Below are 24564 nucleotides of genomic sequence, written 5' to 3' on the forward strand. Positions count from 1 at the left end.
CGGCCCACCCCGCCGGAGCCGCTCGCCGGAGCCGTCCGGCGGGCCGGGGCCGGGCGTAGGGCCGGGTGTGGGGTCGGGTCGGGGCCGGGGCCGGTGTGGGGTCGGGCCGGGGCCGGTGTGGGGCCGGGGCCGGGGCCGGGGCCGGTGTGGGGTCGGGTCGGGGTCGGTGTGGGGCCGGGTGTGGGGCCGGGGCCGGGGCCGGGGCCGGTGTGGGGTCGGGCCGGGGCCGGTGTGGGGCCGGGGCCGGGGCCGGGGCCGGTGTGGGGTCGGGTCGAGGTCGGCGTGGGGCCGGGTGTGGGGTCGGGTCGGGGCCGGTGTGGGGTCGGGCCGGGGCCGGGGCCGGTGTGGGGTCGGCCCGGGGCCGGTGTGGGGTCGGGTCGGGGTCGGCGTGGGGCCGGGCGTGGGGTCGGGCCGGGGTCGGTGGGGGGCCGGTTTCGTCGGGGCTCCCGGCACAATGGGGTCCATGGCCTACTCGACCCGTCCCGCGCTCACCGTCGGCTTCGATCTCGACATGACGCTGATCGACTCACGACCCGGCATCCGCGCCTGCTACCTGGCGCTGACCGAGCGGACGGGGACGTACGTCGACGCCGACCTGGCCGTCACACGGCTCGGGCCGCCGCTGGAGGAGGAGCTGGCCAACTGGTTCCCGGCCGACGAGATCGCGGCCACCGCCGACCTGTACCGCGAGATGTACCCGACGTACGCCGTCGCCGCCACGCCCGCGCTGCCCGGCGCCCGGGAGGCCATAACGGCCGTGCGCGACGCGGGCGGACGGGCGATCGTCGTCACCGCCAAGTACGAACCGAACGCCAAGCTGCACCTGGCCCACCTCGGCATCGAGCCGGACGCCGTGATCGGCGACCTGTGGGCCGAGCAGAAGGCCGTGGCGCTGCGCGAGCAGGGCGCGGACGTGTACGTCGGCGACCACCTCGGCGACGTACGCGGCGCACGCGCCGCCGGGGCCCACTCCGTGGCCGTGGCCAGCGGACCGTGCAGCGCCGACGAACTGCGCGCGGCCGGCGCCGACGTGGTCCTCGCCGACCTGACCCGGTTCCCGCAATGGCTCGCGGGCTACCGCGACGGCGACGCCGACGGACGGGCCGCGGAGCGCGCCTGAGCCCGGCCCGCCGCGATCGACCGGAACACCCCCGCACCGGCGATCAGGAAGCCCACTCCCATCAGCATGCTCAAGCCGAACATGTAGGTGGGAAAGGGCGTCGTCCCCAGAAACAGCGGGGCCACCGTGACCAGAGTGGCCACGGTGCCGATGAAGAAGACGATCGCACCGGCGCGGATCAGACCGTCACCGGGCGCGGCGGAATTCGTTCGGGTTTTGTCACGCACCCGACCAGGGTAGTTCCCAGCCCTGGGGAACAACCGGGGGACGTCTTGTCACCGGCCTGAAGACCATTAGCCTTGGTACCGGCGGGTCCGGACGACCCGCCCAAGTGCTATCAAGAGCCGTTTCCGAGCAGTTTTCCGACGAGTACGAGGACGAGGACAGACGTGCCTACCGGCAAGGTCAAGTGGTTCAACAGTGAGAAGGGCTTCGGCTTTCTCTCCCGCGACGACGGCGGCGACGTCTTCGTCCATTCCTCGGTCCTCCCCGCCGGAGTCGAGGCACTGAAGCCGGGCCAGCGCGTGGAGTTCGGCGTCGTCGCCGGGCAGCGCGGCGACCAGGCACTGTCCCTCACCCTGCTGGACCCGGCCCCCTCGGTCGCGGCCGCGCAGCGCAAGAAACCCGACGAGCTGGCCTCCATCGTCCAGGACCTGACCACCCTCCTGGAGAACATCACCCCGATGCTGGAGCGCGGCCGTTACCCCGAGAAGACGGCCGGCAAGAAGATCGCCGGCCTGCTGCGCGCGGTGGCCGACCAACTGGACGTCTGACCCGCGCGTCCCACGCGTCACCAGTTACGGAAACGCCAGCGCGTCCGGGCCGAGGGCCGGTACCAGTCCCTCGGCCGCCGCGCGGGTGAGCAGGCCCCGGACCGCCGCGTAGCCGTCCTCGCCGAGGCCGGCGGTGAACTCGTTGACGTACAGCCCGATGTGCTGGTCGGCGACGGCCGGGTCCATCTCCTGGGCGTGCTCCATGACGTACGGCCGGGACACCTGCGGGTCGTCCCAGGCCGCGCGTACGGACGCGACGACCGAGTCGGCGAGGCGGGTCAGCGTCTCCTCGCCCAGCGACCGCTTGGCGATGATCGCGCCGAGCGGGATCGGCAGCCCGGTGGTCCGCTCCCAGTGCTCGCCCATGTCGGCGAGCTTGTGCAGGCCGTAGTTCCGGTAGGTGAAGCGCGCCTCGTGGATCACCAGACCCGCGTCGGCCTTCCCGTCCCGCACGGCCGGCATGATCTCGTGGAACGGCATGACGACGATCTCGCCGACCCCGCCGGGCACCGTGGCCGCCGCCCACAGCCTGAACAGCAGGTACGCCGTCGACGTCTCGCTCGGCACCGCGACCGTACGGCCCCGCAGTCCCCCACTGCCGAAAGCGTGGGAGGTGCCCCCGGCGTCCGCCTCCCGGGTCAGCACCAGCGGCCCGCAGCCCCGGCCCAGCGCGCCCCCGCAGGGCAGCAGGGCGTATGCGCCCAGGACGTACGGCAGCACGGCGTACGACACCTTCAGCACGTCGAACTCGCCGCGCTCGGCCATGCCGTTGGTGATGTCGATGTCCGCGAACGTCACGTCGACGGCGGGCGCGCCCGGGACGCGGCCGTGGGCGAGGGCGTCGAAGACGAAGGTGTCGTTCGGGCAGGGGGAGTACGCGATCTGCAAGGGCTCAGCGGTCATGTGGGTTCCAACTCCTGAGGACGGGTGCGAGCTTCCCGAAGGCGTCCGTCAGCGCTCCGAGCGCGTCGCCGACCCGCCAGGCGGCGCGGTCGCGCGGGCCGACCGGGTTGGAGACCGCGCGCAGCTCCAGCACGGGTACCCCGTGCGCGGCGGCGGCCTCGGCGACGCCGAAGCCCTCCATGGCCTCGGCCAGCGCGCGCGGGTGGCGGGTGCGCAGCAGCGCGGCGCGTTCGGCGGTGCCGGTGACGGTGGACCCGGTCAGGACGGTGCCGGGGCGGGCCCCGGTCGCGGTGGCCACGGCGGCGACGAGGCCGGCCGGCGGATGATGGGTGACGGTCCCGAAGCCGAGTTCGGTGACCGGCAGGAAACCGTCGGCGGTCTCGGCCCCCAGGTCGGCCGCGGTGATCTCGTCGGCGACGACGAGCGAGCCGACGGGCGCCCCGGGCGCGAAGCCGCCGCCGATGCCGGTCGAGACGACCAGGCCGTAGGGCGCGGAGTCGAGGGCCGCGGCGGTCAGGGCGGCGGCGGTGGAGGCGGCGGCGAGTGCGGGGCCGACACCGGCCGCCAGCAGGTCCCAGCCGCCCGGGAGCCGGTGGAGGGCGACCCCGGGGCGAGGCACCTGCGCACCCGGGCCCGGGAACGCCCGAGCCACCGCGTCCCGTTCGACGGGGGCCGCGGTGGCCACGAGGACGCGCACGGAGGACGTGGTCAGTCGTCCTTCTTCAGCTTGAAGGACCACAGACCGGTGGCCTCCTCGCTGTCGTCCTTGCCGTCGCCGGCCTTGATGGTGACGAGCGTCGAGTCCCCCTGGGCGCCGTACTGGGCGTTGAAGAACACGCTGCCCGGGACCGTCCGGTACGTGTTGTCCGTGTCGTCGGTGAGCTGCTGACCGTTCATCAGGATCGTCCAGCGCTCGTCCGCGACCTCCGGGTCCACGCCGAAGCGCACCGTGTCGTCGGGGTTGACCGTGATGGACTCGACGTCGTCCTTCTGCAGGCACTTCTGGATCTCGGCGGTCTCCAGGGTCTCGCCCTCGCCGCCACAGGTGGCATCGGAGCTGACCGAGTCACTGCCGACCGTGACCGTGGCCATGGGCGTCGGCTGGTCGCAGGCGGAGAGCAGGAGCAATCCGGCGGAAACGGCGCCGGCGGCGGCGACGGCGCGGCGGCGACGCACAGCGCCGTGTTGATCAGCGGCTGCGCCGCGGGGCAACGTGGTCATGGCCGAAGGCTATACGGCGCCTCCGGTCCTCCCCCCACCTGGGTACGGCGTGGCGTGGTCACGCCACCCCCGGCCGGGCCGGTCCCCCGCGCCGTGCCGAGTCGACCAGCCCCCGTACGGTCGTCAGCCAGCCGGCGGCGATGATCGCGGCGGCCACCGACAGGCCCAGCGTCCCGTTCAGCGGCAGCACGATGCCCACCGCCCCGCCGAACACCCAGGAGACCTGGAGCAGCGTCTCGGAGCGCGCGAAGGCCGAGGTGCGGACCTGCTCGGGCACGTCCCGCTGGATCAGCGCGTCCAGGGACAGCTTGGCCAGCGCCTGCGCGAACCCGGCGACCGCGGCCAGGCACGCCACCAGCACGGTGCTGAAGAACACCGCGGCCGTGACCGCCGTGCCCAGCACGATCGCGACGACCGTCACGATGATGATCTCCGGTGCCCGCGCCCGCAGCCAGGCCCCGACCGCCGTGCCCAGCGCGTTGCCCGTACCGGCCGCGACGCCGACGATCCCCAGCGAGACGGCGGCGCTCTGCCCGGACAGCGGATGCACCCGCAGCAGGAAGGCCAGGAAGAAGATCAGGAAGCCGGACAGGCAGCGGATGCCGGCGTTGGCGGTCAGCGCGTGCGTCACCGCCGGGCCCACCGTGCGCAGCCCCGGGCGCCTGCCCGGCTTGCGCAGCGGCCCGTGCAGATGGTGCTCGTCCGCCGCGAGCAGCGCCCGGTCCTCGCCGCGCGCCGAGTCCACCTTCGGCGGCAGCGTGAACGACAGGACGGTACCCGCGACGAAGATCACGAAAGCGCCGTACAGCGGCCAGCGCGGCCCGACCTGCTGGAGTGCCACCGCGATCGGCGCGGCGGCGCCGGTGGCCAGCAGCCCGCACAGCGTGACCCGCGAGTTCGCCTTCACCAGGGAGAAACGGGGCGGCAGCAGCCGCGGCACCACCGCGCTTCTGACCACGCCGTACGCCTTCGAGGCGACCAGCACCCCGAGCGCGGCCGGATACAGCTCGATGCTGCCGCCGATCACCGCCCCGGACAGCACCAGCGCGAGCAGCGCCCGGGCGCCCATCGCGGCCGCCATCGCCGCGCGGCGGCCGTGCGGCAGGCGGTCCAGGAGCGGGCCGATCACCGGCGCGAGGAGCGTGAACGGCGCCATGGTGATGGCGAGGTAGAGCGCGACCCGGCCGCGTGCCTCGTCGGTGGGGACGGAGAAGAAGACGGTGGAGGCGAGGGCTACGGTGATCATGACATCGCCGGCGCCGTTCACCCCGTGCAGCTCGATCAGCTTGCCGAGGCCGGACTCGCCCGCCCCGTGCGCGTGCGTCGCCCGGCGGATGCCGCGCGCGGTCTTGGTCACCGGCAGGCGCAGGACCCGGCCGACCGCGCGGAACCGGGAGCCGGGGCCGCGCCTCCGGCTCCCGCCCCTGAAGTCCGTCCGTGCGGCTGCCACCCCGTCATAGTGCCCCGAGAGCGGGGGCTATAGCGTCGATACGACGCGGATGGCGGTGATCGAGTCGGGTGACACCGGCGCCGACGGCACCCGGGAACCCGGGACCGTACCCCGCCGAAAGTCCCGTCGGTGTAGGCCCAGCGCACATGAGCAGGTAGCGTGCCTAGCGCGCCGTGGCGAACGTTCTCGGCCGCGCGCCTTACGGCCATCCCGCAGAATGGATGACGTAGGTGTGCCCGAGCGCGATCGGGCGCGGACGTCGACGCGGTCCACAGGTCCGCTCCGTCCGCCCCTCGCAGGCAGCGGCGCACTCGTGAGACGGCGTATGGAGAGAAGCGATACCTGTGAGCGCAGCGACAACGCGAAGCCGCACCCCTGACCGTCTGTGCGCCGAGGCCGTCGACCTCGCCCGCGCGGCAGCCGAGGAGGCCGCCGCCCCCGGCGTCGTCGGCGAGCGCGAGGGGCTGGTGTCGGAGGGCGACCGGGTCGTCACGCACTACTTCGCCTGCAAGGAGCTGGGGTACCGCGGCTGGCGCTGGGCCGTGACCGTGGCCCGCGCCTCCCGCGCCAAGATCGTCACGGTGGACGAGGCGGTGCTGCTGCCCGGCCCGGACGCCCTCCTCGCCCCCGAGTGGGTGCCGTGGAGTGAGCGGCTGCGCCCCGGCGACATGGGCCCCGGCGACCTGCTGCCGACCGACGCGGAGGACCTCCGGCTGGAGCCCGGCTGGACGGGCGAGGACGAGCCGCCGCCGAACTCCGCCGTCTCCCACGAGATGGCCGACCTGGTGGAGGCGGAGGACGCCGAGGTCACGGCCGGGCCGGCCGCCGAGCTGTCCACCGTCCCGGCCCGCGGCACGATCTCGGCCGTCGCCGAGGAACTGGGCCTGCGCCGCACGCGGGTGCTCTCCAGGTACGGGCTGCATGTCGCCGCGGACCGCTGGGAGGAGGACTTCGGCCCGAAGACCGCGATGGCCCAGGCAGCCCCCGCGTCCTGCGTGAGCTGCGGCTTCCTGGCGCGTATCGGCGGCTCGCTGGGGCAGGCCTTCGGAGTGTGCGCCAACGAGTTCTCTCCGGCGGACGGCCGGGTGGTGTCGCTGGCCTACGGGTGCGGTGGGCACTCCGAGGCCGCGGTCATGCCGAAGCCGCCGCGGGTGGCTCCGCCGGTGATCGACGAGACGCGGGTGGACCCGTTCCCGCTGCGGCCGGCGTCGGACTCCGGTTCGGTCCCGGTGACCGAGGACGAGGCGTCGGCGGAGCTGGGGCATTCGTAGAGCGCGCCGGTGAGGACCGGCGCGGGCGCGGGTGGCCCCTGGCCCCCGGGGGGCCTCGCCCCCGCACCCCCTTTCGGCCTTGACGGCCTCTGACGGCCTCGTCCTCGAGCGCCGGGCGGGCCGGGTGAGGCGGTACCTTCGTGGTCCGTCGATGAGGAGAGTCACCGTGAGCATGTTCGTGCGGCCTGCCGCCGAGGGCGCCGATCCGTTCGGTACGGCACGTCTGCGGCGCGGGGTGCTGGACGCCTGGGCGACGAGCCCGGCCCGCTTCCGTGAGGACGCCAACGCGGAGGAGGACCTCGTCCTCGGCGGCTACCGCGACCGGCTGGTCGTCGAGCTGGCGCAGAACGCCGCCGACGCCGCCGCACGGGCCGGTGTGCCCGGCCGGCTCCGTCTCACCCTGCGCGACGGTGTGCTGGTCGCCGCCAACACCGGCGCCCCGCTGGACGCGGCCGGCGTCGAGTCGCTGTCCACCCTGCGCGCCTCCGCCAAGCGGGACGCCGGGGACAGCACGGTCGGCCGGTTCGGGGTCGGCTTCGCCGCCGTCCTGGCCGTCACCGACGAGCCCGCCGTCGTCGGCCGGCACGGCGGGGTGCGCTGGTCCCTGGTCGAGGCCCGGGGCCTGGCCGCCGACACCGCGCGGCACAGTCCCGGCCTGGGGGACGAGGTCCGGCGCCGCGACGGACACGTCCCGCTGCTGCGGCTGCCGTTCCCGGCCGAGGGCACCGCCCCCGACCCGTACGACACGGCCGTCATCCTCCCGTTGCGCGACACGGCCGCCGCCGACCTCGCCGAACGGCTCCTGCACGCCGTGGACGACGCCCTGCTCCTCGCCCTGCCGGGCCTCGAGGAGGTCGTGGTGGAGGTGGCCGACGACGCGCGCACGCTGTCGCGCCGCGCCGAGGGCGACCTGACCGTCGTCGAGGACTCCCGGGAAGGTGTCACCCGCTGGCGCACCGCCGCCGCGCACGGCCCCCTCACCCCCGGCCTCCTCGCCGACCGGCCCGTGGAGGAGCGGCTGCGCCCCCACTGGTCGGTGACGTGGGCGGTGCCCGTGGACGCCGACGGCGGCCCCGCGCGGCCCCGCACCAGCCCCGTCGTCCACGCGCCCACGCCCAGTGACGAGCCCCTCGGCGTGCCCGCGCTGCTCATCGCCTCCTTCCCGCTGGACTCCACCCGCCGGCACGCCGCGCGCGGCCCGCTGACCGACTTCCTGACGGAACGCGCGGCGGACGCCTACGCGGGGCTGCTCGCCGACTGGCGCCCGGTCGCCGCCGGCCTCATCGACCTCGTACCCGGCCCGCTGGGCAAGGGCGAGCTGGACGGGGCGCTGCGGCAGGCGATCCTCGAACGGCTGCCGCGCACCTCGTTCCTGCCGCCCGCCGCCGGGCCGCGCGAGGACGACCCCGACCTGCCCGAGTCGCTGCGCCCCCGCGACGCCGAGGTGGTGGAGGGCGCGGGCACCGAGACCGTGCGCGTCCTCGCCGAGGTGCTGCCGACCCTGCTCCCCGCCGGGCTGGAGCGCCGCGCGGAGCTGCGCACGCTCGGGGTGGCCCGGGTGCCGCTGGCCGACGCGATCGACCGGCTGGCGGGGCTGGAGAAGGCCCCCGGCTGGTGGCGGCGGCTCTACGACAGCCTCGCCGGGGTAGACCCCGACCGGCTGTCCGGCCTGCCCGTCCCCCTGGCGGACGGCCGCACCACCATCGGGCCCCGCCAGGTGCTCCTGCCCTCCGCGGAGGCCGCCTCCCTCGACCCGGAGGTCCTCACCCGCCTCGGCCTGAAGGTCGCCCACCCGGACGCCGCCCACGGCCTCCTGGAGAAGCTCGGCGCCCTCCCGGCCACCCCGCGCGCCGTGCTCACCACCCCGCAGGTCCGGGCCGCCGTCGCCGCGTCCCTGGCGGACGAGGGCGGCACCAACTGGGAGGAGGACGCCCTCGACGCCGACGAACTGGCCGACACCGTCCTCGGTCTGGTCCGCGACGCCGGACTCGACGCCGGGGACGAGCCCTGGCTCGGCGCGCTCGCCCTGCCCGACGAGGACGGCGAACTCTCCCCGGCGGGCGAACTGGTCTTCCCCGGCGGCCCGTTCGCCCGGGTCATGCGCGAGGACGAACTCGCCGCCGTGGACGCGGAGCTGGCCGAGAGGTGGGGCGCGGAGCCGCTGGCCGCCTGCGGCGTACTCGTCACCTTCGCGCTGGTCCGCGCCACCGACGTCGTCCTGGACCCGGACGAACTGGAGCCCCGCGAGGGCGACTTCGCCGAACCGGACGACGCGGGCCTGCTGGACGCCGTGGACGTGTGGAGCGAGGACGTCCTCGACCGCTTCCCGGACAGCCCCGTCCCGCCGGTCGCCACCGAGATCGTCGCCGTGCGCGACCTGGACCTGGTCGACGACGACCGTTGGCCCGAGGCCCTCGCCCTGCTGTCGCGGCCGCCGCTGCGGGACGCGCTGGTCCAGCCGGTGCGCATCCTGCTGCACGACGGCACCCACGAGGTCGTACGGCCCTACACCGCGTGGTGGCTGCGCGGGCACCCGGTGCTCGGCGGACGCCGCCCGGCGGGTCTGCGCGCGGCGGGCGGCGACCCGCTGCTGCGCGGCCTGTACGACGAGGCCGACGCGACCGGCTTCGAGGACGAGCAGGTGCTGCGGGCACTGGGCGTACGCACCTCGGTGGCCGCCCTGCTCGACGAGCCCGGCGGCGCGGCCGAGCTGCTGGACCGCCTCGCCGACCCCGGCCGCCCGGTCACGGCCGCCCAACTGCACGCCCTGTACGGCGCGCTGGCCGAGCTGGACCCGGAACAGGTCACCCTGCCGGACGAGGTGCGGGCCGTGGTCGACGGCCGGGTGGCGGTGGTGGACGCCGCCGACGCCGTGGTGGTGGACTCGCCGGACCTGCTGCCCTTCACCTCGGGCGTGCCGCTGCTGCCCGTACGGCCGGCCCGGGCCGCCGAGCTGGCGGAGCTGTTCCAGGTGCGGCGGCTGAGCGAGTCCGTCACCGGCGGGGTGGACTCCGAGGGCACCGAGCACGACGTACCCGAGCCGGTGCGGGTGCTGCTCGGGGCGCGGACCCCCGCGTCGTACACGGAGCACGAGGAGCTGGTCGTCGACGGAGTGGAGATCGACTGGCGGCTGACGGACGACGGAGTGCTGCACGCCGCGACGCTGGAGGGCGTCGCCGCCGGGCTCGCCTGGGCGGCCGGTCAGTGGCCGCGCCGCTTCGAGGTCGCGGCACTGCTGGAGGACGAGTCGCGCACCGAGGAAATGGCCCGGGACCGGTGGTTCGACTAGGGCCTTCGTCGCGGACGTGAGCACTTGGCGGCCGAGTGTCCTCCGTACGCTCAGATGAGCGCCGCGAGGACACTTGGCGCCGGAATGCTCACGCTTTTCGGACCGGGTGTCCTCCCCGCGCCGGAACCGCCCGGCATTCCGGCTAGGCCGGTACGCGGCGGTCGACCCACCTCCACAGAAGTTCCAGCACGGTCGCCGCCACCGCCGCGATGCCGACGGCGGTCCACGGCATCGTCACGCCCACCAGCTTCAGCGCGAAGAAGTCCTGGAGCCACGGCACCACCAGCACCACCAGGAAGGCCGCGCCCATCGCCGCCACCAGCACCACCCGCCACCAGGTGTAGGGGCGGGCGACGATCGCCAGCACCCACATCGAGGTCAGGAACAGCGTCAGCGTCGCCGCGCTCGTCTCCGCGTCCAGCGCCCCCGGACCCGCGTAGTGCTGCCGGGCGAGGAGGTACGTCGCGAAGGTCGCCACCCCGGCCACCGCCCCGCCCGGGATCGCGTACCGCATCACGCGCCGTACGAAGTGCGGCTTGGCCCGCTCCTTGTTCGGGGCGAGGGCGAGGAAGAAGGCCGGGACGCCGATGGTGAGCGTGGAGAGCAGCGTGAGGTGCCGGGGCAGGAACGGGTACTCGACCTGCGAGCAGACCACCAGGATCGCCAGCAGCACCGAGTACACGGTCTTCACCAGGAACAGGGTCGCGACCCGGGTGATGTTGCCGATGACCCGGCGGCCCTCGGCCACCACCGACGGCAGTGTGGCGAAGCTGTTGTCGAGCAGCACGATCTGCGCGACCGCCCGGGTGGCCTCCGACCCCGAGCCCATCGCCACGCCGATGTCGGCGTCCTTGAGTGCGAGGACGTCGTTCACCCCGTCGCCGGTCATCGCGACCGTGTGGCCGCGCGACTGGAGGGCGCCCACCATGTCCCGCTTCTGCTGCGGCGTGACCCGCCCGAAGACCGTGCCCCCGTCGAGCGCCTCGGCCATCTCCTCCCGTTCGGCGGGCAGCCGGCGCGCGTCGACGGTCGCGCCGGACAGCCCGAGCTTGGCGGCCACCGCGCCGACCGACACCGCGTTGTCGCCGGAGATGACCTTGGCGCGGACGTCCTGGTCGGCGAAGTAGCGCAGGGTGTCGGCGGCGTCCGGGCGCAGCCGCTGCTCCAGGACGACCAGGGCGGTGGGCGTGACGTCCTCGGCCACCCGGGGGTCGTCCAGGTCGCGGGTGGCGCGGGCGAGCAGCAGCACCCGCAGGCCCCGCTCGTTGAGGAGGGTGGTCTCGGCGAGGGCGGGATGGTCCTCGGCCAGCAGCACGTCGGGCGCGCCCAGCAGCCAGGTGCTGGAGACGCCGTCGCCCTCGCTGAAGGCGGCGCCGCTGTACTTGCGGGCGGAGGAGAAGGGCAGCGACTCCGTGCAGCGCCACTCCTCGGTGAACTCGCCGACCGGGTAGGCGTCGACGATCGCCCGCAGGGAGGCGTTCGGACGCGGGTCGGACTCGCCGAGGGCGCCGAGCACCGTGCGGACGTACCCCTCGTCGGCACCGTCGAGCGGGCGCAGTTCGGTGACGTCCACGCCGCCCTCGGTGAGGGTGCCGGTCTTGTCCAGGCAGACGGTGTCGACGCGGGCGAGACCTTCGATGGCGGGCAGTTCCTGGACGAGGCACTGCTTGCGGCCGAGGCGGATGACGCCGATCGCGAAGGCGACGGAGGTGAGCAGGACGAGGCCCTCGGGGACCATGGGCACGATGCCGCCGACCGTCCGCGCGACGGAGTCGTCCAGTTCGTTGTCCTTGGCGACCAACTGGCTGAGGATCAGGCCGATCGCGCTCGGGACCATCATCCAGGTGACGTACTTCAGGATCGTGGAGATGCCGGAGCGCAGCTCGGACTGGACCAGGGTGAAGCGGGATGCCTCCTCGGCGAGCTGCGCGGCGTACGCCTCGCGCCCCACCTTCGTCGCCTGGAACGCGCCGCCGCCCGCGACCACGAAGCTGCCGGACATGACCTGGTCCCCCGGCTGCTTGACGACCGGGTCGGCCTCGCCGGTCAGCAGGGACTCGTCGATCTCCAGGCCGTCCGCCTCGACGCACACCCCGTCGACGACGACCTTGTCGCCGGGGCCGATCTCGATGACGTCGTCCAGTACGAGGTCCGAGGTGCCGACCTCGACGGCCGTCCCGTCCCGGCGCACGGTCGGCCGGACCTCGCCGATCAGGGCCAGGGAGTCGAGGGTCTTCTTCGCCCGCCACTCCTGGACGATGCCGATGCCGGTGTTGGCGAGGATCACGAAGCCGAACAGGCTGTCCTGGATCGGCGCGACGAACAGCATGATCACCCAGAGCACGCCGATGATCGCGTTGAACCGGGTGAAGACGTTGGCGCGGACGATGTCGGCCGGCGAGCGGCTGCTGCGCACCGGCACGTCGTTGACCTGACCGCGCGCGACCCGTTCGGCGACCCCGGCGGCGGTCAGCCCGGTCGCCGGGGAGAGGGCGTGGACGGAGTCCGCGGGTCCGAGTCGGTCGCCCGCGTCGAGATGCGTCATGCGATCGACGGTACGTGCGGACTCACGGCTTCACCCGCCGCGTGCGGGGAAGATCCGACCTGCGTAGGAGGGGGTGATCCGCCCGGTGATGCCCTGGTACTACGGAGGGCACCGGTATGTCGGACCCGGGACCCGGGGCGCGGGCCTCGGGGCGCGGGCGTCAGGCGGTGTCGTGCTCCGCCCGCTCGAGTGCGGCCTCGCGCCTGCGTACGTACCAGATGCCGATCAGGCCGAGCCCGGCGCCGGCCAGGCAGGTCCACACCCACCAGGTGTGCCCGTGGTCCTCGAACCAGCCGTAGAACGGCAACTGCACGAGGAAGAGGACGAACCACAGGACGGTGCCGCCGATGATGGTCGACACCACGGGGCCCTCCAGGGGCTCCGGCGCCTCGTGCGTGGGTGTCCACTTCGTCATGCGTACAGCTTACGAGGAGGCCGCCCGCGTGTTCACCGAACCGCACCCCACGGGTCTACGCGCGGAGATAGCGCTCGGGGGCTCATACGTTCATACTGAATCCGTTTGTCTCTGACCGCTTTCATTCGTAGAAAACACCAATAAGGCCGTGGGGGAACCTGTTGGTGATGAGGTCCCGCATGTCCACCTCGGCCTCCGCCCAGGTCCCCCCGTCCCCCGAGTCGCCCGAAGACAGGCGTCCCCCGCGAAACGGCCTCGACCGCTACTTCAGGATCTCCGAGCGCGGCAGCACGCTGCCCCGGGAGATCCGGGGCGGTCTCGCCACCTTCTTCGCGATGGCCTACATCATCGTGCTGAACCCGATCATCCTGGGCAGCGCGAAGGACATGTACGGCCACCAGCTCGACAACGGTCAGTTGGTCACCGCGACCGCCCTGACGGCGGCGTTCACCACGCTCCTGATGGGCGTCATCGGCAACGTCCCGATCGCGCTCGCCGCCGGCCTCGGCGTGAACTCCGTCGTCGCCCTCCAGCTCGCCCCGCGGATGTCCTGGCCGGACGCCATGGGCATGGTGGTGCTGGCCGGTTTCATCGTCATGCTGCTGGTCGCCACGGGCCTGCGGGAGCGCGTGATGAACGCCGTGCCCTACGGTCTGCGCAAGGCCATCGCCATCGGTATCGGCCTGTTCATCATGCTGATCGGCCTCGTCGACTCCGGGTTCGTCACCCGGATGCCGGACGCCGCCCAGACCACCGTCCCCCTCCAGTTGGGCACCGGCGGTCATCTGCTCGGCTGGCCGGTGCTGGTCTTCGCCCTCGGTGTGCTGCTGACCCTGGCGCTGATCGTCCGCAGGACCCCCGGCGCGATCCTGATCTCCATCGTCGTGATGACCGTCGTCGCGATGGTCGTCAACGCGGTCGCCGACATCCCCTCCTGGGGCCTGACCACCCCCGAGTGGCCCGGCAACCCCGTCGCCACCCCCGACTTCGGCCTGGTCGGCGAGGTCAGCCTGTTCGGCGGGTTCGGGAAGGTCGGCATCCTGACCGGCGTGCTGTTCGTCTTCACCGTCCTGCTGTCGTGCTTCTTCGACGCGATGGGCACGATCATGGCCGTCAGCGACGAGGCGAAGCTGACCGACGGCGAGGGCCAGATGCCGGGCATCAACAAGGTCCTGTTCGTGGACGGTATCGCGGTCGCGGCGGGCGGTGCCGGCTCCGCCTCGGCGACGACCTGCTTCGTGGAGTCCACGGCCGGCGTCGGCGAGGGCGCGCGCACCGGTTTCGCGAACATCGTCACCGGCGCGCTGTTCGCCGTGGCGCTGTTCCTCACGCCGGTCGCCACCATGGTGCCGTCCCAGGCGGCCACCCCGGCGCTGGTCGCGGTCGGCTTCCTCATCCTGGCCGGCTCGATCCGGGAGATCGACTGGGCCGACTTCACGATCGCCGTCCCGGCCTTCGTGACGATGCTGATGATGCCGTTCACCTACTCGATCACCAACGGCATCGGCATGGGCTTCATCACCTTCTCGGTGCTGCGCCTGGCGGCCGGGCGGGGCCGGGAGGTCCCGGTCACGATGTACGTGGTCTCGGCGGTGTTCGCCTTCTACTACCTGATGCCGGCCCTGGGTCTCACCTGACCGGTGGGGCTCACGTGACCCCGTAGAACCGTTCCGTCTCCTCCACGGCGGACTGGAACCGCTCGTCGAAGTCATCCCGAATGAGCGTCCGGACGACATAGTCCTGGACGCTCATTCCCCTTTTCGCCGCATGGTGCCGGAGCCGGTCGAGCAGCTCCCCGTCCATCCGCAGGCTGAGCACGCTGGTCCCCATGCGCACGAGGGTCGCCCCCACCGGCCGGGTGATGCTCCGCTTTCCGGAAACAGCTCACTCGTTCGGGTGAAATCCGGGTTTCCGTGGCGGGCGTCACGGGCACGCGGACGAACGAGCGGTGGTATTTCGCGAGACTAATGAGTTACGCTAAGGAACATGCCGGACCTCAAGCATGGCGACGACGCCGCCGCCGTGAACTCCCTGCGCTCCGCCGTGATGCGGTTGTCCCGTCGGCTCAAGCACCAGCGGGTCGACGAGTCGCTCAGTCCGACCGAGATGTCGGTGCTGGGCACCCTGTCCAACTGCGGCAGTGCGACCCCGGGCGAGCTCGCCCGCAAGGAACACGTCCAGCCGCCCTCGATGACCCGCATCGTGGCGCTCCTGGAGGCGAAGGGACTGGTCCGGCTGGAGCCGCATCCCGAGGACCGGCGCCAGAAGGTCGTGACGCAGACCGAGCAGGCCGTGGTGATGCTCGAGGAGAGCCGCCGCAAGCGGAACGCGTTCCTGGCCACGCTGGTCGAGGGACTCGACGAGGACGAGTGGGCGAAACTGCGCGCCGCCGCCCCCGTACTGGAGAAGCTCGCGCACCGGTAAGCAGCGTTCACGAGGAGGCGAACCCTTTTGAGTACGGGACCCGGAGCAGCTTCCGCCCCCGCACCCGACGGCCACGACGACCCGACGATCACCGACACCCCTCGCAAGACCTCGATGTTCGCCTCCCTGAGGGTCCGCAACTACCGCCTGTTCTTCCTGGGCCAGGTCGTCTCCAACATCGGCACCTGGATGCAGCGCATCGCCCAGGACTGGCTGGTGCTCAGCCTGACCGGCTCCTCGGCGGCCGTCGGCATCACCACGGCCCTGCAGTTCCTGCCGATGCTGCTCTTCGGCCTCTACGGCGGCGTCCTCGTCGACCGTCTGCGCAAGCGGCCCACGCTGCTGGTCACCCAGTCCGCGATGGCCCTGACCGCGCTCTTCCTCGCCGTCCTGACCCTGACGGGCCACGTCCAGGTCTGGCACGTCTACGTCGCCGCCTTCGCGATGGGCCTGGCCACGGTCGTCGACAACCCCGCCCGCCAGTCCTTCGTCGCCGAGCTGGTCGACCGGGACCAACTGCAGAACGCGGTCAGCCTCAACTCGGCCAACTTCCAGTCCGCCCGCCTGGTCGGTCCCGCCGTCGCCGGGCTGATGATCACCGGGGTGGGCACCGGCTGGGCGTTCCTCGCCAACGGCCTGTCCTTCGTCGCGCCGCTGAGCTGCCTGCTGCTGATGCGCGCCCGCGACCTGCACGCCGTCCGGCGCGCCCCGCGCGGCAAGGGACAGTTGCGCGAGGGCCTGCACTACGTCGCCGGCCGCCCCGAGCTGATCTGGACCATCGTGCTGGTCGGCTTCATCGGCACCTTCGGCTTCAACTTCCCGGTCTTCCTGTCCGCCTTCGCCGACGACGTCTTCGACGCGGGGGCCGGCGCCTACAGCCTCTTCAACACCCTCATGGCCGTCGGCTCACTCGCCGGAGCCCTGCTCGCCGCCCGGCGCGGCACGGCGCGGCTGCGGGTGCTGATCGCGGCGGCGCTCGCCTTCGGTGCCCTGGAGATGGTGGCGGCCACGGCACCCGAGCTGTGGCTGTTCGCGCTGCTGATGGTCCCGATCGGCGTCTTCAGCATGACGGTCAACGTCACCGCCAACACCAGCATCCAGATGTCCACCGACCCGGCCATGCGGGGCCGCGTCATGGCTTTGTACATGATGGTCTTCCTCGGCGGTTCCCCGGTCGGCGCCCCGATCGTCGGCTGGGTCACGGACACCTACGGCGCCCGGGCCGGCTTCGCCGCGGGCGGCGCCGTGGCCGCCACCGCCGCGATCGTCATCGGCCTGGTCCTGGCCCGCGTCGGCAACCTGCGCCTGTCGTTCGGCTGGCACCGCGGCCACCCGCGGGTCCGGTTCGTGCCCCGGGAGCGGCGCGAGGAGCTGGCGCCGGCGGCGTAGCCGGAGCCGGTCAGTCGCGGGGGAAGTCGTCGGTCTTGAGAGTGAGGCCGACGACGGTGCCGGTCAGGTCGATGTCCTCGCCGAAGCCGAAGCCGACGCACGCGTGGTACTTGCCGTCCTCCGGCAGGGTGTGCAGGTGCCATTCCCCCGCGTACGGGTCCACGATCAGGTAGACCGGGACGCCGGCGGCGGCATAGGCGTCCTTCTTCGGGCCGTGGTCGTTGCCGGCCGTGCTCCTGGAGAGGACCTCGGCGACGAACTCGACGTCCTCGGGGAGCCAGAGGCCCTTGTCGTTCCGCCGGGAGCCCTCGGCCAGGGCCACGACGTCGGAGGCGAAGCCGTTGAGATGCCCCGGGTAGTCCATGCGGACGTCGGACTTCACGCGCTTGCGCGGGTACTTGGTGCGTAGCTGGTCGTAGATGTCCGCGATGATGTCCCAGTGGGTGTCCCGCTGCGGCGTCATGAAGATGTGACCCCCGACGATCTCGGTCTTGTATCCCTCGGGGACGGGCATCTTCTCCAGCCACTCGAACATGACGTCCAGAGTCAGCTCGGCGCTCTCCTCGGCCATCTCGATCCTGTCGTCAAGGACGGTCATCGTGGCGCTCCTCCCCGGCTGCCCCAACGACGAGTACAGCCGCGCGGTACAACGATACGCACGGTGACGGGGACACGCGCGGACGCACAGGCGTTCCCGGGGGAGACTGACCGGCATGAGACTGTTCGCCGCCGTACTGCCCCCCGAGGACGTCACCGCCGCCCTCGCCGCCGAGGTGGCAGCGCTGCGGAAGCTGCCCGGCGCGGAGAGGCTGCGCTGGACCGGCCGCCCCGGCCGGCCCCGCGGCGGAGCCGCTGACTGGCACTTCACGCTCGCCTTCTACGGCGAGGTGGACGACGACCTCGTACCGGACCTGTCGGCCCGCCTGGAGCGGGCGGCCCACCGGAGCGCGCCCTTCGGGCTGGCGTTGCGCGGGGGCGGCCAGTTCGGGCACGGGCGGGCGCTGTGGGCGGGCGCGGAGGGTGATCTCGCGGCCCTGCGGCTGCTGGCCGACCGCGCGGAGTCGGCGGGGCGCAAGGCGGGCGTCGAGATGGGCGGGCACCGGCGGTACAAGCCTCACCTGACGGTGGCCCGCAGCCGGGCGGCCTACGACGTCCGGCCCTACGTCGAAGCCCTGGACGGCTTCACCAGCCCCGCCTGGACCGTGACGCACCTGGCCCTGGTGCGCAGCGACCTGCCGAGGTCCGGGGTGCCGGGCGAGCAGCCCCGTTACGAGACGGTCGCCCGCAGCCCGCTGGGCGCGTCCGGTTAGGCTCGGGGCGTGGACCCGAAGACCCGTAACCGGATCATGGCCGGTGTGCTCGTGCTGATGCTCGTCGTGGTGGCGGTGGCGGCGGCGCTCGGATAAGCGGCCGTGAGCAGGCAGTGAGGCGACCGCCGCCCCGCTCACGCCGCTACCAGGCGAACGCCTCCGGCGAAGGACCCGGGCCCGGGAAGATCTCGTCCAGCCCGGTCAGCAGCTCCTGTGACAGCTCCAGCTCCACGGCCCGCAGCGCCGACGCGAGCTGCTCCGCGGTGCGCGGGCCGACGATCGGGCCGGTCACGCCGGGCCGGGTCAGCAGCCAGGCCAGCGCGGCCTCGCCGGGCTCGACGCCGTGCTTGTCGAGCAGGTCCTCGTAGGCCTGGATCTGCGCCCGCTTCGCCGGGTCGGCCAGGGTGTCGGCCGCCCGGCCGGAGGCGCGGCGTCCGCCCTGGACCTCCTTCTTCAGGACCCCGCCGAGCAGCCCGCCGTGCAGCGGCGACCAGGGGATGACCCCGAGGCCGTAGTCCTGAGCGGCCGGGACGACCTCCATCTCGGCGCGGCGCTCGGCCAGGTTGTACAGGCACTGCTCGCTGACCAGCCCGATGGTGCCGCCGCGCCGGGCGGCGGTCTCGTTGGCCTGGGCGATCTTGTACCCGGGGAAGTTCGAGGACCCGGCGTAGAGGATCTTGCCCTGCTGGACCAATACGTCGATGGCCTGCCAGATCTCGTCGAATCCGGTGTCGCGGTCGATGTGGTGGAACTGGTACAGGTCGATGTGGTCCGTCTGGAGCCGCTTCAGGCTGGCGTCGACCGCTCGCCGCATGTTCACGGCGGAGAGCTTGTCGTGGTTGGGCCAGGCCTCGCCGTCGGCGCCCATGTTGCCGTAGACCTTGGTGGCGAGGACGGTCCTGTCCCGCCGGTCGCCGCCCTTGGCGAACCAGTTGCCGATGATCTCCTCGGTACGGCCCTTGTTCTCGCCCCAGCCGTACACGTTGGCGGTGTCGAAGAAGTTGATGCCGGCGTCCAGCGCCGCGTCCATGATGGCGTGGCTGTCGGCCTCGTCGGTCTGCGGGCCGAAGTTCATGGTCCCGAGGACGAGCCGGCTGACCTTGAGTCCTGTGCGTCCGAGCTGCGTGTACTTCATGGTCCCCAAGCCAACGACTTGGAGTGCGCTCCAGGCAAGCGGGTTCGTGCGGTCAGTCGCGGGGGAAGTCGGCGGTGGGGAGGGTGAGGCCCAGGTGGGTGGTCGTCATGTCGACGTCTCCGCCGTACTCGACGGAGGTGTCGGTCACGTAGATACCGTCCTTGGGCTGGGTGAACAAGCGGCACCTGCCGACATACGGATCGGCGATGAGATAGACCGGGACTTCCGCGAGGGCGTAGGCGGTCTTCTTGGCTTCGTAGTCGTTCCGCGCCGTGCCCTTCGAGATGACTTCGGCGACGAACTCGACGTCCTCGTAACGCCACTTGCCGTCGTCGTTCTTCTGCGCCCCGCCCTTGATCTTGGCGACGTCCGGGCAGAACCCGTTCTCGTGACCGGGGAAGTCGATGCGGACGTCCGAGAGGATCCTGGCCTGCCGCCGTCCGAAGTGATCCTCCAGGGCCCAAAGGATCTCGCGGATGGTTTCCCAGCGGATGTCCCGCTGTGGTGCCATGTAGACAACCCCCCCGACGATCTCGACCTTGTAACCCTCGGGGACGGGCATCTTCTCGAGTCGCTCGAACACCTCGTCGAGCCGACGCGTGTTGTCGCTCTCGGCCATCGCGATCCTGTCGTCGAGGACGGTCATCGTGGCGCTCCTCCCCGGCTGACCCAACGACGAGTACAGCCGCGCGGTACAACGATACGCACGGTGACCAGGGCGCGGGAGAACGCGCATATGCCAGAACGCCACATGGTCCGGGCGGTCCGGGCGGTCCGGGCCGCGTCCTACCAGGTGGCGGAGTAGGGGCCGCCCAGCCCCCACTCCTCGTCCATCGCCTCCGCGAACGCTTCCGCGATCCTGTGCTCGCCGCTCTCGTTGGGATGCGTGCCGTCGTAGGTGTCCACGTGGAAGTCGTACGACGCGGGCGGGGGGACGAGGAGCAGCGAGGAGCGCGGGTCGTCGACGTCGGCGATCGTCTTCGCGAGGAGTCCGTTGAACCGGGTGACCTGCTCGGCGAAGGTCTCGTCCGCCTCCACCCGGATGTTGTGCAGCACCGGCATCACGGCCATGCGCACGCGCGGGTTCGCCGATCGGGCCTCGGCCACGAAGGCACGGACGTTGTCGGCGGTCTGCTCCGCGTTCGTGTAGAAGCCGAGGTCGATCAGGCCGAGCGAGACCAGGAGCACGTCCGCGCGGCAGGCCCGTACCGTCTCGCCGATCAGCGGGACCATGTGGTGCCAGCCCTCCCCCCAGCCGGCCAGGTGGGCGCGGGGGAAGTCCGGGTCGGCGTAGGCGTACGAGGTGGGGGCGTCCGCCGACTGGTCGTGCAGCGTCTCGCGGGGGCCGACGAACGTGAAGGGGCGACCGCAGGAGTCGCGCAGGTGCTGCCACAGGCGGTAGCGCCACGTGTGTTCGCCGGCGCTTCCGATCGTCATGGAGTCACCGACGAACATGAACCTGAGCATCCGCTCATCATGGACGATCCGCCTGGCCGGCGCGATGTGAGCCCGGCCACGCAGCGTGACCGGCGGCGTGAACGCCCGTACGGGATGGCAGGCTTGGCGCATGCGCCGATCTTTCGCCGTCCTCGCCTCGGCCCTTCTCGTGGGCGCGTTCGCCGTGCCCGCCTCCGCCGCCGACGGGGGCGACGGGAGCGACGGCTTCACGATCAAGGACCCGCGCATCACCGAGTCCAGCGGCCTCGCCGCCTCCCGCCTGCACCCCGGCGTCTACTGGACGCACAACGACCAGGACAACGGGCCCTACCTGTACGCCGTGGACGGCTCCACCGGCGAGACCGTCGCCCGGGTCGCGCTCTCGGGCGTCGGCACGCCCCGGGACGTCGAGGCGATCTCCATCGGGCCGGACAACCGGATCTTCGTCGGCGACATCGGGGACAACGACGGCGTGACCTGGCCCTACGTGTGGATCTACGAGCTGCCCGAGCCGACGGAACTGAAGGACCAGACGGTCAAGGCGACGCAGTACGTCGTGAAGTACGCGGACGGCTCCCGTGACGCCGAGTCGATGGCCGTCCACCCGAAGACCGGGCGGGTCTACATCATCGACAAGCACGAGGACGGCGGGCACCTGTACGAGGGGCCTGCGAGGCTTTCCGCCTCCGGCACCAACGTCTTCCGGCGTGCAGCCCCCGTCGGACTCTGGGCCACCGATGCCGCCTTCTCCCCGGACGGCGAGCGGCTCGCCGTCCGCGGCTACCTCGGGGGCATCTGGTACGACTGGAACGGCGGGCAGATCCAGCGCAAGGGGCGGATCAGCGTCCCGCTCGGGCAGGGGGAGTCCGTCACCTACACCACCGACGGCGAGAAGCTGCTGCTCGGGATGGAGGGCGCGGGCAGCCCCGTGAAGGCCGAGGACGCGCCCGGGGGCGGCGGGTCGGCGGGGGGCGGCTCCGACGCCTCGGGGGAGGGCTCCGCAGGGGCCGACGGTCCGGGCGGGAGCACCCTCGGGGTCGGGGCGGTCGGGCTGCTCGTCGCGTGCGCCGTCGCGTTCTTCGGGCTACGACGGCTGTTCCGCCGCCGCTGAGCCGTGCGCCGCTGAGCCGTGCGCCGCTGGGCCGTCCGCCGCTGGGCCGTCCGCCGCACGCCGCGCGGACACCAGCACCTCCAGCCCGTCCAGGATGCGTTGCAGCCCGAACTCGAAGTGGTCGAAGTCGGTGCCGAAGGTGTCCTCCGAGAGGGAGGCCAGAACGGGGTAGCGTCCGCTGCTCATGGCCTTCTCCAGCGCCGGCTGCTGGGCGGCCCAGAACTGCGCGTCCGTCAGCCCGGAGGTGCGCTCGGCCTCCTCCGCGTACACCTGGGTGCGGGCGGCCCCGACGACGTATCCGTCGACCATGATGATCGCCGACACCAGCTCGGGGTCGGTCAGGCCCATCGGCTTGATCCGGTCGAGGACCCTTTCCAGGCCGTCCAGGGCGCTCGGGCCGAGCACCGGGCGGGACTGGTTGACCTCCAGCAGCCACGTGTGGCGGCGGTAGAGGGCGAGTGCGGCGCGGCCGAGCGCCTCCAGCGCCGCGCGCCAGCCGTCGTCGCCGAAGTCGCCGGGGTTCTCGGACGGGCGCTGCACGCGGTCCAGCATCAGGTCGATCAGCTCGCCCTTGCCGGGGACGTAGCGGTACAGGGACATGGTCCCGGTGCCCAGCTCGGTGGCGATCCGGCGCATCGAGACCGCGCCCAGCCCCTCCCGGTCCGCGACCTCGACGGCGACCTCGACGATCCGCTCCAGCGTCAGGCCCGGCTTGGGCCCCCGGCTGGGCCGCCTGCCGGTGTCCCACAACAGTTCGAGGGTGCGGCCGATGTCACCGCTGCCGCTGGTCTCCGTACCGCTTGCCATGAGGTCAGTCTAAGTCCGCGGAAATTAACTGGGTACGGTGTACGCGCAATAGGGTACGGTGTACTCAGTTAGGGAGTGGAGAGGGGGACCCATGAGCGACGCATACGCGGTACGGGCCGAGGGGCTGGAGAAGAGGTACCGCGGGAAACGCGCCCTCGACGGCTTCGACCTGGCCGTCCGCGAGGGCACCGTGCACGGCCTGCTGGGGCCGAACGGCGCCGGCAAGACCACCGCCGTGCGCATCCTGTCCACGCTGATCCGGCTGGACGGGGGACGGGCCGAGGTGGCGGGTCTCGACGTCGCCCGGCAGGCGCGCGAGGTGCGGGCGCGGATCGGCCTCACCGGGCAGTACGCGGCCGTGGACGAGGTGCTCACCGGCCGGCAGAACCTGGAGATGTTCGGGCGCCTGTTCCACCTGGGCGGCAGGCGGGCCCGTGCCCGGGCCGTCGAACTGCTGGAGCAGTTCGACCTGACCGACGCCGCCGACCGGGGCGTCGGCAAGTACAGCGGCGGCATGCGGCGCCGCCTCGACCTCGCCGCGTCGATGATCCTCGCCCCGTCCGTGCTGTTCCTGGACGAGCCGACGACGGGCCTCGACCCCCGCAGCCGCGGCGAGGTCTGGGACTCCGTCCGCGCGCTGGTGGCGAGCGGTACGACCGTGCTGCTGACCACGCAGTACCTGGAGGAGGCCGACAAGCTCGCCTCGCACATCACCGTCATCGACCAGGGCGGGTCCATCGCCGACGACACCCCGGACGGGCTGAAGAACCTGGTCGGCGGCGACCGTATCGAGGTCGTGGTGGCCGAGCGTTCGGAGATCCCGAGGGTGGTCAAGGTGGTCGCCCGGGTCTGCGACGGCGAACCCGAGGCCGACGAGGAGGGGCTGCGGGTGCACGCCCCGGTCACCGACCGGGTGCCGGCCCTGACCGAGGTGGCGCGCACCCTCCAGGACGAGGGCGTGGCCGTGGAGGACATCGGACTGCGCAGGCCGAGCCTGGACGACGTGTTCCTGCGTTTGACCGGCCACCGCACGAGTGCGGAGGCGAAGGAGAAGGAGGAGGCGGCGGCATGAGCGCTCTCGACCTGGACCTGACGACGGCCCCGCCCGAGCGCGGCCGCCTCTACTGGCTGATCTCCGACTGCGGCAACGTCGTCCGCCGCGGCCTGACCCACTACCAGCGCCAGCCCGTCAACATCGCCTGGCAGCTCGGCTTCCCGATCCTGTCCGTCCTCCTCTACGGCTACGTCTTCGGCAGCGCGATGACGGTGCCGGGCGGCGGGGACTACAAGGACTTCCTGATGCCGGGCATGTTCGTGATGACCATGGCGTTCGGCTTCATCAACACCGCGACCGTCGTCGTCTACGACTCGACCAAGGGCGTCATCGACCGGTTCCGCTCCATGCCGATGGCCTCCTCCGCGGTGGTGGCGGGGCGTGGGGTGACCGATCTCGTGGTCGCCTGTGCCGAGTTGACGATCCTGATGCTGACGGCGCTGGCCATGGGCTGGCGCCCGGACGGCGGCTGGGGCTTCGTGGCGGCGTTCGGTCTGCTGCTGTGGCTGCGGTTCGCGCTGATCTGGCTCGGCGTGTGGCTCGGGCTGCTGGTCCCCAACCCGGAGGCGGCGGGCGGCCTGTTCGCGGTGGCGTTCCCGCTGACCATGATCTCCAGCATCTTCGTCGCTCCGCAGCTCATGCCCGACTGGCTGGGCTGGGTGGCCGCCTGGAACCCCATCTCGTCCACGGCGGCGGCGGCCCGCGAACTGTTCGGCACGCCGGTCGGCGGCGGTGACTCGTGGGTCGAGCAGCACGCGCTGCTGATGGCGGGCGTGTGGCCGGTGGTACTGACGGCGCTCTTCCTGCCGCTGGCGGTGCGGCGCTTCCAGCGGCTCAGCAGGTAGGAGCGGGGAGCGGATGAGGGGCGCCCGGCGAGTGCCGGGCGCCCCTCATCGACGTGCTGCGGAAG

At 72.5% G+C, this 24564-nt stretch carries 24 protein-coding genes; 11 read left to right on the forward strand and 13 right to left on the reverse strand.

Annotation, left to right across the window (positions count from 1 at the left end; all coding sequences use genetic code 11):
* Nucleotides 1–463: 463 nt before the first annotated feature.
* On the forward strand, nucleotides 464–1120 hold the full coding sequence (locus B1H29_RS20755) for an HAD family hydrolase (protein WP_079160350.1): 657 nt from the start codon (nucleotides 464–466) through the stop codon (nucleotides 1118–1120).
* Here B1H29_RS20755 and B1H29_RS20760 read toward each other — a convergent pair.
* On the reverse strand, nucleotides 1075–1347 hold the full coding sequence (locus tag B1H29_RS20760; protein ID WP_055417500.1) for a hypothetical protein: 273 nt from the start codon (nucleotides 1345–1347) through the stop codon (nucleotides 1075–1077). The two genes, B1H29_RS20755 and B1H29_RS20760, sit on opposite strands and share 46 nt — an antisense overlap.
* 162 nt (nucleotides 1348–1509) lie before the next feature.
* Between B1H29_RS20760 and B1H29_RS39875 the strand changes: the two genes are divergently transcribed.
* Nucleotides 1510–1893 carry a cold-shock protein gene (locus tag B1H29_RS39875; protein WP_053132946.1) on the forward strand — a complete coding sequence of 128 codons (384 nt, stop codon included), beginning with the start codon at nucleotides 1510–1512 and terminating at the stop codon, nucleotides 1891–1893.
* A 24-nt stretch (nucleotides 1894–1917) separates the two neighbouring features.
* Here the strand turns inward: B1H29_RS39875 and B1H29_RS20770 are convergent, their stop codons facing one another.
* From B1H29_RS20770 to B1H29_RS20785, 4 genes are read right to left on the reverse strand one after another with little or no spacing between them, the layout of a single operon-like run.
* Nucleotides 1918–2796, reverse strand: coding sequence for a 1,4-dihydroxy-6-naphthoate synthase (locus B1H29_RS20770; RefSeq protein WP_055417499.1), 879 nt, complete (start codon nucleotides 2794–2796; stop codon nucleotides 1918–1920).
* Nucleotides 2786–3493 carry a futalosine hydrolase gene (locus B1H29_RS20775; RefSeq protein WP_055417498.1) on the reverse strand — a complete coding sequence of 236 codons (708 nt, stop codon included), beginning with the start codon at nucleotides 3491–3493 and terminating at the stop codon, nucleotides 2786–2788. The genes B1H29_RS20770 and B1H29_RS20775 overlap by 11 nt, the downstream gene beginning before the upstream one ends.
* Before the next feature lie 11 nt (nucleotides 3494–3504).
* Nucleotides 3505–4017, reverse strand: coding sequence for a DUF2771 domain-containing protein (locus B1H29_RS20780; protein ID WP_079160351.1), 513 nt, complete (start codon nucleotides 4015–4017; stop codon nucleotides 3505–3507).
* Nucleotides 4018–4075: 58 nt separating this feature from the next.
* Entirely contained in the window at nucleotides 4076–5467 is a 1392-nt protein-coding gene (locus B1H29_RS20785) for an MFS transporter (RefSeq protein ID WP_055417496.1), read from the reverse strand.
* Nucleotides 5468–5811: 344 nt separating this feature from the next.
* On the opposite strand from B1H29_RS20785, the gene B1H29_RS20790 reads away from it, so the two are divergent.
* A complete protein-coding gene (locus tag B1H29_RS20790) occupies nucleotides 5812–6738 on the forward strand; it encodes a DUF3027 domain-containing protein (protein WP_055417495.1) in 927 nt (308 codons plus the stop codon).
* A gap of 166 nt (nucleotides 6739–6904) precedes the next feature.
* A complete protein-coding gene (locus B1H29_RS20795; protein WP_055417494.1) occupies nucleotides 6905–10027 on the forward strand; it encodes a sacsin N-terminal ATP-binding-like domain-containing protein in 3123 nt (1040 codons plus the stop codon).
* A gap of 142 nt (nucleotides 10028–10169) precedes the next feature.
* Here the strand turns inward: B1H29_RS20795 and B1H29_RS20800 are convergent, their stop codons facing one another.
* Nucleotides 10170–12572 (reverse strand): cation-translocating P-type ATPase, encoded by a 2403-nt coding sequence (locus B1H29_RS20800; protein ID WP_055417493.1) that lies wholly within the window; start codon nucleotides 12570–12572, stop codon nucleotides 10170–10172.
* Nucleotides 12573–12732: 160 nt separating this feature from the next.
* Nucleotides 12733–12987 (reverse strand): DUF2530 domain-containing protein, encoded by a 255-nt coding sequence (locus B1H29_RS20805; RefSeq protein WP_055417492.1) that lies wholly within the window; start codon nucleotides 12985–12987, stop codon nucleotides 12733–12735.
* 179 nt (nucleotides 12988–13166) lie between these two features.
* Between B1H29_RS20805 and B1H29_RS20810 the strand changes: the two genes are divergently transcribed.
* The gene (locus B1H29_RS20810; RefSeq protein ID WP_055417491.1) at nucleotides 13167–14624 is read left to right on the forward strand and encodes an NCS2 family permease; all 1458 of its coding nucleotides are present in this window, start codon (nucleotides 13167–13169) and stop codon (nucleotides 14622–14624) included.
* A gap of 10 nt (nucleotides 14625–14634) precedes the next feature.
* On the opposite strand, the gene B1H29_RS20815 is transcribed toward B1H29_RS20810, so the two are convergent.
* Entirely contained in the window at nucleotides 14635–14823 is a 189-nt protein-coding gene (locus B1H29_RS20815) for a hypothetical protein (RefSeq protein WP_063787492.1), read from the reverse strand.
* A gap of 150 nt (nucleotides 14824–14973) precedes the next feature.
* Here B1H29_RS20815 and B1H29_RS20820 point away from each other — a divergent pair, with 150 nt between their 5' ends.
* Both B1H29_RS20820 and B1H29_RS20825 read left to right on the forward strand, forming a co-directional pair.
* Complete coding sequence (locus tag B1H29_RS20820) at nucleotides 14974–15411, forward strand: MarR family winged helix-turn-helix transcriptional regulator (protein ID WP_007450858.1); 438 nt, start codon at nucleotides 14974–14976, stop codon at nucleotides 15409–15411.
* Between the two features lie 27 nt (nucleotides 15412–15438).
* The gene (locus B1H29_RS20825) at nucleotides 15439–16800 is read left to right on the forward strand and encodes an MFS transporter (RefSeq protein ID WP_055417490.1); all 1362 of its coding nucleotides are present in this window, start codon (nucleotides 15439–15441) and stop codon (nucleotides 16798–16800) included.
* Between the two features lie 10 nt (nucleotides 16801–16810).
* Here the strand turns inward: B1H29_RS20825 and B1H29_RS20830 are convergent, their stop codons facing one another.
* Nucleotides 16811–17398, reverse strand: a complete 588-nt coding sequence (locus B1H29_RS20830; RefSeq protein ID WP_055417489.1) for a Uma2 family endonuclease — start codon at nucleotides 17396–17398, stop codon at nucleotides 16811–16813.
* 115 nt (nucleotides 17399–17513) lie between these two features.
* Between B1H29_RS20830 and thpR the strand changes: the two genes are divergently transcribed.
* Nucleotides 17514–18110, forward strand: a complete 597-nt coding sequence (gene thpR / locus B1H29_RS20835; RefSeq protein ID WP_055417488.1) for an RNA 2',3'-cyclic phosphodiesterase — start codon at nucleotides 17514–17516, stop codon at nucleotides 18108–18110.
* 142 nt (nucleotides 18111–18252) lie between these two features.
* Here thpR and B1H29_RS20840 read toward each other — a convergent pair whose 3' ends face one another.
* From B1H29_RS20840 to B1H29_RS20850, 3 genes are all read right to left on the reverse strand, one after another.
* Nucleotides 18253–19245, reverse strand: coding sequence for an aldo/keto reductase (locus B1H29_RS20840; RefSeq protein ID WP_055417487.1), 993 nt, complete (start codon nucleotides 19243–19245; stop codon nucleotides 18253–18255).
* 52 nt (nucleotides 19246–19297) lie between these two features.
* A complete protein-coding gene (locus B1H29_RS20845) occupies nucleotides 19298–19891 on the reverse strand; it encodes a Uma2 family endonuclease (protein ID WP_055417486.1) in 594 nt (197 codons plus the stop codon).
* Between the two features lie 140 nt (nucleotides 19892–20031).
* Nucleotides 20032–20712: a GDSL-type esterase/lipase family protein gene (locus tag B1H29_RS20850; RefSeq protein WP_055417485.1), complete on the reverse strand. Its 681-nt coding sequence runs from the start codon at nucleotides 20710–20712 to the stop codon at nucleotides 20032–20034.
* 100 nt (nucleotides 20713–20812) lie between these two features.
* Between B1H29_RS20850 and B1H29_RS20855 the strand changes: the two genes are divergently transcribed.
* Complete coding sequence (locus tag B1H29_RS20855) at nucleotides 20813–21793, forward strand: hypothetical protein (protein WP_055417484.1); 981 nt, start codon at nucleotides 20813–20815, stop codon at nucleotides 21791–21793.
* Here the strand turns inward: B1H29_RS20855 and B1H29_RS20860 are convergent.
* The gene (locus B1H29_RS20860; RefSeq protein ID WP_055417483.1) at nucleotides 21767–22600 is read right to left on the reverse strand and encodes a TetR/AcrR family transcriptional regulator; all 834 of its coding nucleotides are present in this window, start codon (nucleotides 22598–22600) and stop codon (nucleotides 21767–21769) included. The two genes, B1H29_RS20855 and B1H29_RS20860, sit on opposite strands and share 27 nt — an antisense overlap.
* Before the next feature lie 91 nt (nucleotides 22601–22691).
* Here B1H29_RS20860 and B1H29_RS20865 point away from each other — a divergent pair, with 91 nt between their 5' ends.
* Nucleotides 22692–23672: an ATP-binding cassette domain-containing protein gene (locus tag B1H29_RS20865; protein WP_055417482.1), complete on the forward strand. Its 981-nt coding sequence runs from the start codon at nucleotides 22692–22694 to the stop codon at nucleotides 23670–23672.
* Nucleotides 23669–24499, forward strand: coding sequence for an ABC transporter permease (locus tag B1H29_RS20870; RefSeq protein ID WP_055417481.1), 831 nt, complete (start codon nucleotides 23669–23671; stop codon nucleotides 24497–24499). The genes B1H29_RS20865 and B1H29_RS20870 overlap by 4 nt, the downstream gene beginning before the upstream one ends.
* Nucleotides 24500–24564 lie beyond the last annotated feature (65 nt).

It is taken from the genome of Streptomyces pactum (assembly GCF_002005225.1).
GTDB classification, from domain to species: Bacteria; Actinomycetota; Actinomycetes; order Streptomycetales; family Streptomycetaceae; genus Streptomyces; species Streptomyces pactum_A.

Excerpts from the sequence above, each read along its gene's own strand:
- B1H29_RS20855 (WP_055417484.1), top strand. The coding sequence starts at position 20,813 with ATGCGCCGATCTTTCGCCGTCCTCGCCTCGGCCCTTCTCGTGGGCGCG.
- B1H29_RS20780 (WP_079160351.1), bottom strand. The coding sequence starts at position 4,017 with ATGACCACGTTGCCCCGCGGCGCAGCCGCTGATCAACACGGCGCTGTG.
- B1H29_RS20810 (WP_055417491.1), top strand. The coding sequence starts at position 13,167 with ATGTCCACCTCGGCCTCCGCCCAGGTCCCCCCGTCCCCCGAGTCGCCC.
- B1H29_RS20845 (WP_055417486.1), bottom strand. The coding sequence starts at position 19,891 with ATGACCGTCCTCGACGACAGGATCGCGATGGCCGAGAGCGACAACACG.
- B1H29_RS20840 (WP_055417487.1), bottom strand. The coding sequence starts at position 19,245 with ATGAAGTACACGCAGCTCGGACGCACAGGACTCAAGGTCAGCCGGCTC.
- B1H29_RS20830 (WP_055417489.1), bottom strand. The coding sequence starts at position 17,398 with ATGACCGTCCTTGACGACAGGATCGAGATGGCCGAGGAGAGCGCCGAG.
- B1H29_RS20850 (WP_055417485.1), bottom strand. The coding sequence starts at position 20,712 with ATGCTCAGGTTCATGTTCGTCGGTGACTCCATGACGATCGGAAGCGCC.
- B1H29_RS20865 (WP_055417482.1), top strand. The coding sequence starts at position 22,692 with ATGAGCGACGCATACGCGGTACGGGCCGAGGGGCTGGAGAAGAGGTAC.
- B1H29_RS20805 (WP_055417492.1), bottom strand. The coding sequence starts at position 12,987 with ATGACGAAGTGGACACCCACGCACGAGGCGCCGGAGCCCCTGGAGGGC.
- B1H29_RS20820 (WP_007450858.1), top strand. The coding sequence starts at position 14,974 with ATGCCGGACCTCAAGCATGGCGACGACGCCGCCGCCGTGAACTCCCTG.
- thpR (WP_055417488.1), top strand. The coding sequence starts at position 17,514 with ATGAGACTGTTCGCCGCCGTACTGCCCCCCGAGGACGTCACCGCCGCC.
- B1H29_RS20770 (WP_055417499.1), bottom strand. The coding sequence starts at position 2,796 with ATGACCGCTGAGCCCTTGCAGATCGCGTACTCCCCCTGCCCGAACGAC.
- B1H29_RS20755 (WP_079160350.1), top strand. The coding sequence starts at position 464 with ATGGCCTACTCGACCCGTCCCGCGCTCACCGTCGGCTTCGATCTCGAC.
- B1H29_RS20800 (WP_055417493.1), bottom strand. The coding sequence starts at position 12,572 with ATGACGCATCTCGACGCGGGCGACCGACTCGGACCCGCGGACTCCGTC.
- B1H29_RS20870 (WP_055417481.1), top strand. The coding sequence starts at position 23,669 with ATGAGCGCTCTCGACCTGGACCTGACGACGGCCCCGCCCGAGCGCGGC.
- B1H29_RS20860 (WP_055417483.1), bottom strand. The coding sequence starts at position 22,600 with ATGGCAAGCGGTACGGAGACCAGCGGCAGCGGTGACATCGGCCGCACC.